The following is a 12,686-nucleotide window of genomic DNA, read 5'->3' on the forward strand; positions in this document are numbered from 1 at the left end:
TTGAAAATGAATCGCAGTCGATGGAAAGCGGAACTTTATCAGTATAAAGTAAAGAAAAAATTAAGTTTTCTATGATTTTTGAGTGAGTGATCATATGAAAATATTATCGTTAACACTGCGTAACTCAAGAGGGGTTATTCGTGGGTGATTTACTGTTGGATCTTCCTGGTTACATTAAGTTTTTTGTTGGGTTGTTCGCACTCGTTAATCCTGTTGGTATTTTGCCGGTTTTTATCAGCATGACTCACTACCAAGCTCAGGCTGCCCGCAATAGAACTAATTTTATTGCCAATATTTCTGTTGCCATCATTTTATGGGCTGCTTTGCTGCTGGGTGACTTAATACTGCGGATGTTTGGCATTTCCATCGACTCTTTCCGTATTGCCGGTGGGATCCTTGTTGTGACCATCGCTATGTCGATGATTAACGGTAAACTTGGGGAAGACAAACAGAATAAGCAAGAAAAATCAGAAACCGCCATTAGAGAGAGTGTTGGTGTTGTGCCGCTGGCATTGCCGTTAATGGCCGGCCCCGGGGCGATCAGCTCTTGTATCGTTTGGAGTTCTCGCTATCAGGGGTGGCAGAATTTTATTGGGTTGGTGTTAACCAGCGCTTTGTTTGCTTTTTGCTGTTGGTTGTTATTCCGATCAGCTCCCTTAGTCGTCAAATATCTTGGGCAAACAGGCATTAACGTTATCACCCGAATTATGGGGCTGCTATTGATGTCTTTGGGAATCGAACTGATTGTGACAGGGATCAGAGCATTATTTCCAGGGTTACTCTGATACGATTGACGATAAAAGGTGCTGGATTTTTTTCGAGTCAAATTACAAATTATAATATTCTTGTCATTTTTATTATAAAGCTTGTTTTATGGGCTTTTCTCACTTACTTTACTGGTACTTCCTGAATTTTATACAAATAACCCAATATTTTTCTAAATTATTCTTACCTGTTAGTTCAATCTGTAACTGGTTACTTCCACCGTAGTTTTGTGATGAATGTAGGTTTTTAATTTGCATTGATTGCAATTTGTTAAAATTATGTTTATTTTCATCTCTAGACTACCTTTGTTTACTATTTTAGTTAAGTTAAATGTGAATAAAGTGATGTATATCAACTTGTTATGCCGTTTGTTGGGATGTTTTGTCAATTAACGTAATAGATTGCATTAAGTTGTTTGTAAGGATGGTTTTTACAATATGGGAAGGGTATTTTAACAATTGATATGATAAGTCACCTTTAATATTTAATCCGTTACTTTGAGCTAAATAATGTGAAGGTACTGGCCTTTATAGGATATATGCGAAATGAATGAGCAGGCTCACCAAACTGGAGGTAACAAATGAAGAGCAAACAATTAAAATTATATAAGTTTATTTCCTGTATATTTTTATTATTGGTATTTCCTGCTACAGCCGTGTTTGCTGCTGATGTTCCAGAGGGTGTGAAGCTTGCGGATAAACAGCAGATTATTATCAATAATGGCACGGAAGTTGCTTCACTTGATCCACATAAAGTCGAAGGTGCGCCGGAAACCAACATTATTCTTAATCTCCTGGAAGGATTAGTCAGTACGGGTTCTGAGGGAGAGACTATTCCGGGCGTTGCGAGTCATTGGGAAAATCAGGATTACAAGGTCTGGACTTTTTATCTGCGTGATAATGCTAAATGGAGTGATGGAACTCCCGTCACTGCACATGATTTTGTGTATAGCTGGCAGCGATTAGCTGATCCAACGGTGGGTTCACCTTATGCCAGTTATCTTCAATATGCTTACGTTGAAAACATTAATGATGTTCTAAAAGGCAAAAAATCTCCTGACCAGTTGGGAATTAAAGCGCTGGATGATCATCGTTTGCAGGTTACTTTGACGCATCCCGTGCCTTATTTCGTCAATATGCTTAGTCATACGGCAATGAAACCAGTGAAAAAGGATCTGGTTGAAAAATTGGGTAATAAATGGACTCTGCCAGAAAATTATGTGGGCAATGGGGCGTATCGGTTGAAAGAGTGGGTGGTGAATGAGCGGATTGTGATTGAACGGAATCCACAATACTGGAATAACGGTAAGACTATTATTGAGCAAGCGACGCTTTTACCACTTCAGTCCGAAACCAGCAGTGTTAACCGCTATCGTAGTGGGGAAATAAATATCACCAACAGCGCTATCCCTCCGGATTTGTATCGGAAAATGAAAAAAGAGATCCCTGATCAGATGCACGTCAGCCCTTATCTTTGTACGTTCTATTACGAAATTAACAATAATAAACCCCCGTTTACTGATGTAAGAGTCCGTGAAGCCGTTAAGTTAACTCTCGACAGGGAGATTATTGCGGGAAAAATTATGGGGCAGGGGCAAATACCGGCCTATGGTTTTACTCCAACGTTTATCGGTGGTGGTGATTTTTCTAAACCAGAGTGGGCTGACTGGACACAGGAACAGCGTAATAAGCGTGCTAGAGAATTACTGGCGCAGGCGGGTTTTAATCAGGCAAACCCGCTGAAGTTCACATTGTTATACAACACATCGGATCAAAATAAACAGCAGGCTATCGCCGCAGCCTCCATGTGGAAAAAGAATCTGGGAGCTGATGTGATTTTACAGAATCAGGAATGGAAAACCTCTCTCGAAAGTCGTCACCAAGGGAATTACGAGGTTACCAGAGCGACTTGGTGTGCGGATTACAATGAACCTACTGCGTTTTTAAATATGTTGCTTTCTCATAGCAGTAATAACACGACTTTCTACCAGAATAAAACTTTCGATAGCTATCTGGAGCAGGCGTTAGTCGCTAAAGATGCGGCTGCGCGTAAGAAATTATACCAACAAGCTGAATTTCAACTTGATAAAGACTCGGCATTGATTCCCGTTTATTACCGAGTGAGTGTACGGCTTGTTAGCCCATCAGTGGGAGGGTTTTCAGGGAAAGACCCATTGGATTATATGGATATTAAGCGACTGTATATGATAAAAAACTAGACATTAGTTTTACTCAAAAGAGTTACTGGTCCTGCAAACAAAATCGTTCCTTTTGAATGCAGGTGATAATCCGACCCGTATTTCTGGGCCGTCGACTGATAAAAAGTCTGACGATGTAAAATTGGAGTAGAAAAATGATGATAAACACAACTAAGAATAAATTACTTACTATCAGCATCAGTGCTGTACTAAGTATGGTAGTGGCGAGTCAGGTATTTGCTGCAAAAGTACCTGACGGTGTTCAATTAGCTGATAAACAGGTTTTAGTTCGTAATAACTCCTCTGAGCCGCAATCGCTGGACCCTCATAAGATTGAAGGGGTGCCGGAATCACATTTGGCCCGCGATCTGTTTGAAGGTGTTGTAATTGTTGGGCCGTATGGTGAAATTTTGCCGGGTTCTGCAACCAGTTGGGAAAATAAAGACTTTACTGTTTGGACATTCCATATGCGTAAAGATGCTAAGTGGTCTAATGGTGACCCTGTCACTGCTCATGATTTTGTTTACAGCTGGCAGCGTCTGGCTGATCCTAATACGGCTTCTCCTTATGAAAGTTATCTCCAATATGCCCATATCACGAATATTGATGACATCATCAGTGGCAAAAAGAAACCGGATACTCTGGGTGTAAAAGCACTGGATGACTATACATTACAGCTCACATTGAGTGAAGCGGTGCCTTATCTGCCAAAGCTTTTGGCTCACTCATCAATGTCGCCGGTTAATAAAGCTACGGTGGAAAAATATAGCGAAAAGTGGACTCAGCCGCAGAATTTTGTAGGTAATGGCGCTTTCAAACTGAAAAAATGGGTGGTCAATGAACGTATTGTGATGGAGCGTAGCCCAACATACTGGGATAACAAAAATACTATTATTGATCAGGTCACTTTCCTACCAATTTCCTCAGAAGTAACAGATGTAAACCGTTATCGCAGCGGTGAAATTGATATGACTTATGCCAATTTGCCGATTGAGCTATTCCATAAACTGAAAAAAGAGCTCCCGAACGAGTTGCATATCAACCCATATCTATGTACTTATTATTACGAAATTAATAACGAAAAACCGCCATTTAATGATCCTCGCGTCCGTACTGCATTGAAATTGGCTATGGACCAAGACATTGTGACAAATAAAGTAAAAGCACAGGGTGATATCCCTGCTTACGGTTTTACACCGCCGTTTATTGATGGTATGAAAGAGATAAAACCCGCGTGGTTTACTGAGTGGAACCAAGAAAAACGTAACCAGGAAGCCAAAAAATTACTGGCTGAAGCGGGTTATACTAAAGATAATCCATTGAAATTTAACTTGCTTTACAATACCTCCGATCTACATAAAAAAATTGCAATCGCAATAGCTTCTGTCTGGAAGAAGAATTTAGGTGTTGATATTCGTTTGGAAAATCAGGAGTGGAAAACCTTCCTTGATACCCGACATCAGGGCAATTACGATGTAGCCCGTGCTGGCTGGTGCGCCGATTACAATGAACCTTCTTCATTCCTTAATATGTTACTTTCTTACAGCAGTAATAACACTTCTCATTATAAGAGCAGTGAATTTGATAAGCTGATGAAAGAATCCCTGCAAGTAAAAACTGATGATGAGCGTGCGGCCATTTATCAAAAGGCAGAAACACAGCTAGATAAAGATTCAGCCATTGTTCCCCTTTATTACTATGCGAATACCCGGTTAGTGAAGCCCTATGTTGGTGGTTATACAGGGAAAGATCCTTTGGATAATCTACACACCAAAGATTTTTATATTATCAAACACTAATAGTTGCAGGGCGGCCCGGAAAGGGCTGCCTTAGTGTCAGATTATTTTAAGGCCAGGGTTTAGGGCTAACACATAGGAACGGGCGATGCTTAAGTTTATTTTACGCCGTTGTTTAGAGGCGATCCCGACACTTTTGATTCTTATCACGATTTCGTTTTTCATGATGCGGCTGGCGCCAGGCAGCCCATTTACCGGTGAGCGGAAATTGCCGCCAGAAGTGATGGCGAATATTGAAGCGAAATATCATCTGAATGACCCCATGTATAAGCAATATTTTGATTACTTAATCCAGCTTTCCAAAGGGGATTTTGGGCCGTCTTTTAAATATAAGGACTATACAGTTAACGATCTGGTCGCGACGGCATTTCCAGTATCGGCTAAATTAGGCGCATCGGCATTTATTATGGCGGTTGTGCTGGGGGTCAGCGCCGGGGTTATTGCTGCACTTAATCAGAATACAAAGTGGGATTATACCGTGATGGGATTCGCCATGACGGGGGTTGTTATCCCAAGCTTTGTTGTGGCGCCGTTATTGGTGCTGGGGTTCGCTATTCACCTTAAATGGTTGCCGGGAGGGGGCTGGAATGGCGGGGCGCCAAAATTTATGATCTTACCCATGGTAGCATTGTCTTTGGCCTATATCGCCAGTATCTCGCGTATCACCCGTGGTTCGATGATAGAAGTATTGCACTCTAACTTTATCCGTACTGCACGTGCCAAGGGGTTGCCATTACGTATCATTATATTCCGCCATGCCTTAAAACCCGCATTGCTGCCGGTCATCTCTTATATGGGACCTGCTTTTGTCGGTATTATCACCGGCTCAATGGTGATTGAAACGATCTTTGGTTTACCGGGAATAGGGCAGTTATTTGTTAATGGGGCGTTGAACCGTGACTATTCGTTGGTACTGAGCCTGACGATTTTGGTTGGCGGCCTGACTATTCTGTTCAATGCGATTGTTGATGTGTTGTATGCCGTCATCGATCCGAAGATCCGTTATTAAGATTGGAGCGCGCAATGATAGTCAATAAACAAAACAGCGAAGCTCTGGAAAATTTCTCTGAGCAATTGGAAATTGAAGGCCGCAGTTTGTGGCAGGATGCACGGCGTCGTTTTATTCACAACCGGGCAGCAATTGCCAGTTTGTGCTTGTTATCGTTGATTACTTTGTTTGTGATTTTGGCACCGATGCTGGCCCAGTTTACGTACGATGATACTGATTGGGCTATGATGTCTATGCCGCCTGAGTTTGAATCAGGTCATTATTTCGGTACCGATTCCTCTGGTCGTGATTTACTGGTACGTGTTGCTATTGGTGGGCGCATTTCATTGATGGTTGGAATTGCCGCAGCCTTGGTTGCCGTAGTCGTTGGAACTTTGTATGGGTCATTATCCGGTTATCTGGGTGGAAAAATAGACTCCGTGATGATGCGTCTGTTGGAAATTCTGAATTCATTCCCATTCATGTTCTTTGTGATCTTGCTGGTGACCGTTTTTGGACAGAATATTTTGCTGATATTTGTCGCGATTGGCATGGTGTCATGGCTTGATATGGCGCGTATTGTCCGTGGTCAGACACTGAGTTTGAGACGTAAGGAGTTTATTGAGGCGGCGTTGGTGTGTGGGGTGCCAACCCGTTACATCGTGTTACGCCATATTGTCCCTAACGTATTGGGTGTGGTGGTGGTTTATGCATCTTTATTAGTTCCAAGCATGATTCTGTTTGAATCATTTCTTAGCTTTCTGGGATTGGGAACTCAGGAGCCATTAAGCAGCTGGGGAGCGTTGTTAAGTGATGGTGCGAATTCGATGGAAGTTTCCCCGTGGTTGCTGATGTTTCCTGCCGGTTTTCTAGTGGTGACACTGTTTTGTTTTAACTTTATCGGCGATGGCTTGCGTGATGCCCTCGATCCGAAAGATCGTTAAGGAGGTAACATGAACAGCGTTAAAAACCAGAAAAGTTCTGAGCCGTTGTTAATTGTTAAAGATTTGAACGTAACTTTTAGTACCCCGGATGGGGATGTTACTGCGGTGAACAAGCTGAATTTTGATTTGCGGGCAGGGGAGACACTGGGAATTGTCGGTGAATCTGGTTCTGGGAAATCACAGACTGCTTTTGCGCTGATGGGATTGCTTGCCAGAAACGGCACGATTGGCGGCTCTGCTATTTTTAATGGCAGGGAAATGCTTAATTTGGAAGAGAAAGAACTTAACCGCATGAGAGCGGAAGAAATATCAATGATATTTCAGGACCCAATGACTTCCCTCAATCCCTATATGCGCATTGGTGATCAGCTCACAGAAGTATTAATGTTGCATAAACGTATGAGTAAAAGTGAAGCATATCTTGAATCGGTTCGGATGCTGGATGCCGTCAAAATGCCGGAAGCGCGTAAGCGTATGAGCATGTATCCTCATGAGTTTTCTGGTGGAATGCGTCAGCGCGTGATGATTGCAATGGCGCTATTATGCCGGCCAAAATTGCTGATTGCTGATGAACCGACAACTGCACTTGATGTTACCGTTCAGGCACAGATTATGATTCTGCTGAATGAACTGAAACAGGAGTTTAATACCGCGATAATTATGATTACTCACGATTTGGGGGTAATTGCCGGTGTTTGTGACAAAGTACTGGTGATGTACGCGGGGAGAACGATGGAGTATGGCACGGCCCGCGAAGTGTTTTATCAACCAACGCATCCTTATTCTATTGGCCTTCTTAATGCTGTGCCTCGTCTTGATGGTGATGAAGAGTCACTGACAACAATTCTGGGGAATCCGCCTAATTTATTACGGTTGCCGAAAGGGTGTCCGTTCCAGCCACGCTGTCAGTTTGCAGTGGACCATTGTGTAGCTTGTGAACCAAAGTTAGAGGCATTTGGCAATGGGCGTTTGCGATCTTGTTTTAAAGCACCGGGAGAATTGGTATGAGTCCGATTGAAGAAAGACGCGTGCTGTTGGAAGTAGCCGATCTGAAAGTTTACTTTGATATTAAAGATGGCAAACAATGGTTTTGGCAACCAGCAAAAACCCTGAAAGCGGTTGATGGCGTAACATTAAGGTTATACGAAGGGGAAACCCTTGGTGTAGTTGGCGAATCTGGTTGCGGTAAATCGACTTTTGCCCGTGCAGTTATCGGATTGGTCAAGTCTTCCGGTGGTTCAGTAACTTGGTTGGGAAGAAGCCTGCTGGATATGAATGATAAACAGTGGCGGGATATTCGCAGTGATATCCAGATGATATTCCAGGATCCATTAGCATCCCTGAACCCGAGAATGACGATTGGCGATATTATCGCAGAGCCATTGCGTACTTATCATCCTAAGATGAAAGCGCTGGAAATCAAAGACCGGGTAAAAGCAATGATGATGAAGGTTGGATTGTTGCCGAATCTGATTAACCGCTACCCGCACGAATTCTCTGGAGGTCAATGTCAACGTATCGGCATTGCTCGTGCGCTTATTCTTGAACCTAAATTGGTGATTTGTGATGAGCCGGTATCTGCACTTGATGTATCTATTCAAGCTCAGGTAGTGAACTTGTTGCAGAAATTACAACGGGAAATGGGGCTGTCGCTGATTTTTATCGCCCATGATCTTGCGGTGGTTAAGCACATATCTGATCGTGTACTGGTGATGTATCTTGGGCATGCGGTGGAATTGGGCACTTATGATGAGGTTTATCATAATCCTCAGCACCCTTATACCAAAGCGTTGATGTCGGCTGTACCAGTGCCTGATCCGGATAAAGAGCGAAATAAACACATTGAGCTGTTGGAAGGAGAATTACCGTCACCCATTAATCCGCCATCAGGATGCGTTTTCCGTACACGTTGCCCGATGGCAGATCCTGAATGTGCTAAAACCCGACCATTGATGGAGGGGAGTTTCCGTCATGCCGTGTCTTGTTTGAAGGTTGATCCGTTGTAATTATTGGTGACGTTGTCATATTAGCAATTGCCCCGTAAACCGTCGCCCAATCGGGCGGCGTTTTACGGGGGAGCTAACTTCTTCAGAAAGGCGGCCAGTTGCTTTCTCGGCGTCATTTTACGAAGAATGTTGCACTTACTATGTGAAACCGCGTTATAATTTACATCTTTTTATTCGTTAATGTTTATCATTTGAAGCACAATACAGAAAGTTTTTCGCCAATAAAATTTGTGCCGTAATGATATTCTGTATTGGGAGCCGGGGGGTAACTTGATAGAGAGTGACTAACTTTGTTTTTTTACTCTTTCCACAAAATATGGCAAATCTGGTGAGATTTTTCCCGGCAAATCAGAATACGGGCAAAAATATCATTAATCTCAGCATCCTCAGATTCTGCTAGCCCGATAATCACCTCTGCGAAAAAATCAGGGTTTAGATCGAAATCCACATGTTCCAGCCAATCCTCTGAAGGTGCCAGTAATTCTGCGCCGCCCCGTATTTCGAATTGTAAGCTGAACAGTAAAATATCCGCAGGATCAAGATTGGATGAAGCCAGCTCAAGAAAGATGTCATACGCTTTCTCAAGGGTTTCATCTTCTGTCATTCGGTTATTGAGATCTAAATCCATTGTTTGTGAAGGTTTGTTGTCCATATCAATTCATTGGTCAGTAATGATGGGAGAATTAAAGCATGACGGAGCATTGATTGATACCCCCATCTTGTCAAGACGAGGGTATTAGTCACAGTAGTGGGCTGAAAAAGTAACAAATACGTTCAATTATCCGATGCCACAAGGGGCGCTGTTCCCATTCATGGATTTCCAGTAATGTAGAATGGGCCATGTAATCGTATTGCACCAGAGTCAGATCATTACCAAAGTTTTCATCATCAATAACCACGGTAATCTCAAAATTCAGCCACAGGCTGCGCATATCGAGATTAACAGAGCCAACCATACTGAGTTGACCATCAACCAAGACGCTTTTGGTATGTAGTAAACCGTCTTCAAATTGATAAATCTTGACTCCTGCATTCAATAGCTCAGAAAAGAATGCACGACTTGCCCAGCGAACAAGGAAGAAATTATTTTTGCGAGGAACAATGATAATAACGTCCACCCCCCTTAAGGCCGCAGTGCAGATAGCATTCATCAGGTCATCACTGGGAACAAAATAAGGAGTGGTTAATATCAATTGCTTACGGGCAGAGAAAATAGCCGTCATTAAAGATTGTTGAATTAACTCTTCAGGGAATCCTGGACCGGATGCAATTATCTGAGTTGTATGCCCACTGGCTTGTTCAAATGGCATGATATTGTTGTCTGGTGAGGGTGGAAAGATGCGTTGACCTGTTTCCATTTCCCAGTCACAAGCGTAAATAACCCCCATCGTCGTGGTAACCGGCCCTTCCATACGCACCATGATGTCAATCCATTGTCCAACGCCGGCATTTTGCTTAAAGAAACGTGGGTCTACCATATTCATACTGCCGGTGTAAGAAATGTAGTCGTCTATCAGGATAATTTTACGATGCTGGCGCAGATCCATCCGACGCAGAAATAAACGGAAAATATTGACTGGCAAAGCTTCAACAAATTCAATTCCCGCCTGGCGCATGATGTCCGGGTATTGGCTACGGCAATATAACCAGCTGCCGGCTGAATCCACCATAACGCGGCATCTGACTCCTCGGTGTGCTGCGGCCATAAGGGCATCAGTCACTTGTTCAACCAAGCCGCCGGATTGCCAGATATAGAACATCATCTCAATACTGTGTTTGGCATTCTCAATATCTTCGATGATGGTTTTTAGTGAGTTGTCATAGGTTGTCAGCAGTTGGATCTTGTTACCTTTAACGCCTTCAAGCCCTTGCCGCCGTTCGCAAAGCTGGAATAACGGCGTCGCGACTTCGCTATTTTCCGTGGCGAAGATATGACGAGATTTTTGCAGCTCTTCAAGCCATATTGCTGTTGACGGCCACATGGCTTTTGCTTGTTCAACTCGGCGTTTTCCCAAATGCAGTTCACCAAATGACAGGTAAGCGATAATGCCAACTAAGGGCAGGATATAAATAATCAGCAGCCAGGTCATAGCGGAAGTAACAGGCCGGCGTTTTATTAAAATACGTAAGGTGATACTGGCGACGATCAGCCAATAGAAGAAAATAGCAAGCCAACTTAGGACGGAATAAAAGGTTGTCATGTTCGGCAATCAATCCTGTTTTGTTCAGACATCTTTGGTGGCGTTTAACACGGTTTCCCCAAAACACGGGATATAAATGATCTAATTAACTCGATGAATTTACCAAAAAATCAGCAAGTATACTGCAAGCATCATACTTGATATTGGTTATTTCGCACTATATGACATAAAAAGTACTATTCAGATACGCCTTGGATATCTTTTTTAAAGGCTTATAATGAGCGTGATATTCTTTACAGGTATAGTTGTATGAGACATAGTCGGAATGAAGTAGGGCGATGGCGGAGATTGCGTCAGCATTCTAACCGCCGTCGCCGTTGGCTGGAAGGGCAATCAAGACGTAATTTACGGATTTATTCACTACGTAAATTAGATGTTTATAAACAGCGGCGAGCTTTATTGTTTGTTCAACATAGTGAATGGACGCATTAAAAAAATAATATTTTTGGCCTTATATTCACGCTCAACTACAATCTTTATTGAATATGATTGCTATTTGCATTTAAACTAGCAGTTATTCGAGGATTGACTATTATGCTGCTAATCAAGAACTTTCTTATGCGTTGGATACATTGGCCAATATTATTATCAGTTTGTTTGCATGTTTCTGTTGCTGCTACACTTTTTTGTTCTGTGATACCAGAAAAACAGCCTGATGCTGTACTTATGTCTGTAGCTATGATTCAGTTAGCTGCTGAAGAAACCCCGGTTTCACAACCCGCGGCGCCTGAGCCTGAATCCGAGCCAGAGGAGCCGGAGCCTGTTCCAGAACCGGTGATCCCAAAACCGGAGGTGAAGAAGCTGAAACCGAAACCGGAAGTGAAGAAGAAGGTTGTTAAAAAGCAATCGGAGCCAGTTGAGAAGATAACTGAACAATTGGAAAAGCCATTGGCTAACCGTACTGATAATAATCAGAATAAACCGGCAACTAATACGGCAACTAAATCACAGAATGGGCCAAAAGCATTAAGTAAAGCGTTACCCATTTATCCATCCAGAGCGGCAGCATTGGGGATTGAGGGTAATGTTAGAGTCAAATATGATATTGATGAAGACGGCCGGGTAAAGAATATCGAAGTGATTGGCGCCAATCCGCCTAATGTTTTTGACAGGGAAGTAAAAAAAGCAATGAGGAAATGGCGTTATGAAAAAATACCGGCGGCGGGCTATATCACAACAATAGAATTCAAAATGACCGGTATATCTCAGTCCTGATCGGCGGGAAAATACAGATTATAGATAAAAAAGGAGCATAATTTGGATGCTCCTTTTTTGTATTAATAATCAGGCTTATTCGTCAGTGCTGTTGGTCAGTTGAAATTGGGTTTTTCCTTCTGGTAACCGGCGAGGGGTATTATCCTCATTAACAGCAACATAAGTGAATACCGCTTCGGTTGCACGATAGCGTTGGCCTACAGGCTCAGATGCTACTTTCTTCACCCAGACTTCGATGTTAATCGTAATCGAACTGTTACCCGTTTTGAGACAATGCGCATAGCAGCAGACGACATCGCCAACAGCGACAGGTTTAAGGAAAGTAATACCATTTACTTTGACAGTGACAACACGGCCTTCCGCAATTTCTTTTGCCAGAATTGCGCCACCAATATCCATTTGTGACATCAGCCATCCGCCAAAAATATCTCCATTGGCGTTGGTATCAGCGGGCATAGCCAGTGTGCGGAGGACTAATTCTCCGTTAGGTAATTGTTGTTGTGTCATTGAAAACTTTACTTTATTTGATGAAAAAACAATACCTGCCTACAGACGATAACAGGCAGGTATCCAT

At 42.8% G+C, this 12,686-nt stretch carries 12 protein-coding genes; 9 read left to right on the top strand and 3 right to left on the bottom strand.

Annotated features, from left to right (window positions below; genetic code table 11):
• Positions 1 to 140 precede the first annotated feature (140 nt).
• The 7 genes from ABR397_RS06225 (at position 141) to oppF (ending at position 8,696) form a co-directional block, all read left to right on the top strand.
• Positions 141 to 785 (top strand): YchE family NAAT transporter, encoded by a 645-nt coding sequence (locus ABR397_RS06225; RefSeq protein WP_350304948.1) that lies wholly within the window; start codon positions 141 to 143, stop codon positions 783 to 785.
• A 560-nt stretch (positions 786 to 1,345) separates the two neighbouring features.
• A complete protein-coding gene (locus ABR397_RS06230; RefSeq protein ID WP_350304949.1) occupies positions 1,346 to 2,983 on the top strand; it encodes an ABC transporter substrate-binding protein in 1,638 nt (545 codons plus the stop codon).
• A gap of 137 nt (positions 2,984 to 3,120) precedes the next feature.
• Positions 3,121 to 4,761 (top strand): oligopeptide ABC transporter substrate-binding protein OppA, encoded by a 1,641-nt coding sequence (gene oppA, locus ABR397_RS06235; RefSeq protein ID WP_350305025.1) that lies wholly within the window; start codon positions 3,121 to 3,123, stop codon positions 4,759 to 4,761.
• Positions 4,762 to 4,846: 85 nt separating this feature from the next.
• A complete protein-coding gene (gene oppB / locus ABR397_RS06240) occupies positions 4,847 to 5,767 on the top strand; it encodes an oligopeptide ABC transporter permease OppB (protein ID WP_350304950.1) in 921 nt (306 codons plus the stop codon).
• 14 nt (positions 5,768 to 5,781) lie between these two features.
• On the top strand, positions 5,782 to 6,690 hold the full coding sequence (oppC, locus tag ABR397_RS06245) for an oligopeptide ABC transporter permease OppC (RefSeq protein ID WP_021325325.1): 909 nt from the start codon (positions 5,782 to 5,784) through the stop codon (positions 6,688 to 6,690).
• Positions 6,691 to 6,699: 9 nt separating this feature from the next.
• A complete protein-coding gene (gene oppD, locus ABR397_RS06250; protein WP_350304951.1) occupies positions 6,700 to 7,698 on the top strand; it encodes an ABC transporter ATP-binding protein in 999 nt (332 codons plus the stop codon).
• Positions 7,695 to 8,696: a murein tripeptide/oligopeptide ABC transporter ATP binding protein OppF gene (oppF, locus tag ABR397_RS06255; protein WP_350304952.1), complete on the top strand. Its 1,002-nt coding sequence runs from the start codon at positions 7,695 to 7,697 to the stop codon at positions 8,694 to 8,696. Before oppD ends, oppF begins: the two co-directional genes overlap by 4 nt.
• Before the next feature lie 298 nt (positions 8,697 to 8,994).
• On the opposite strand, the gene ABR397_RS06260 is transcribed toward oppF, so the two are convergent.
• Together ABR397_RS06260 and cls are read right to left on the bottom strand one after the other, a co-directional pair.
• Entirely contained in the window at positions 8,995 to 9,324 is a 330-nt protein-coding gene (locus tag ABR397_RS06260; RefSeq protein WP_350305026.1) for an HI1450 family dsDNA-mimic protein, read from the bottom strand.
• Between the two features lie 112 nt (positions 9,325 to 9,436).
• Positions 9,437 to 10,897, bottom strand: a complete 1,461-nt coding sequence (gene cls / locus ABR397_RS06265; protein ID WP_350304953.1) for a cardiolipin synthase — start codon at positions 10,895 to 10,897, stop codon at positions 9,437 to 9,439.
• Positions 10,898 to 11,146: 249 nt separating this feature from the next.
• Between cls and ABR397_RS06270 the strand changes: the two genes are divergently transcribed.
• A complete protein-coding gene (locus ABR397_RS06270; RefSeq protein WP_046976119.1) occupies positions 11,147 to 11,329 on the top strand; it encodes a YciY family protein in 183 nt (60 codons plus the stop codon).
• A 102-nt stretch (positions 11,330 to 11,431) separates the two neighbouring features.
• A complete protein-coding gene (gene tonB, locus ABR397_RS06275; protein WP_350304954.1) occupies positions 11,432 to 12,112 on the top strand; it encodes a TonB system transport protein TonB in 681 nt (226 codons plus the stop codon).
• A 75-nt stretch (positions 12,113 to 12,187) separates the two neighbouring features.
• On the opposite strand, the gene yciA is transcribed toward tonB, so the two are convergent.
• The gene (gene yciA, locus ABR397_RS06280) at positions 12,188 to 12,619 is read right to left on the bottom strand and encodes an acyl-CoA thioester hydrolase YciA (protein ID WP_350304955.1); all 432 of its coding nucleotides are present in this window, start codon (positions 12,617 to 12,619) and stop codon (positions 12,188 to 12,190) included.
• Positions 12,620 to 12,686 lie beyond the last annotated feature (67 nt).

Source organism: Photorhabdus viridis, from assembly GCF_040256935.1.
GTDB lineage: Bacteria > Pseudomonadota > Gammaproteobacteria > Enterobacterales > Enterobacteriaceae > Photorhabdus > Photorhabdus viridis.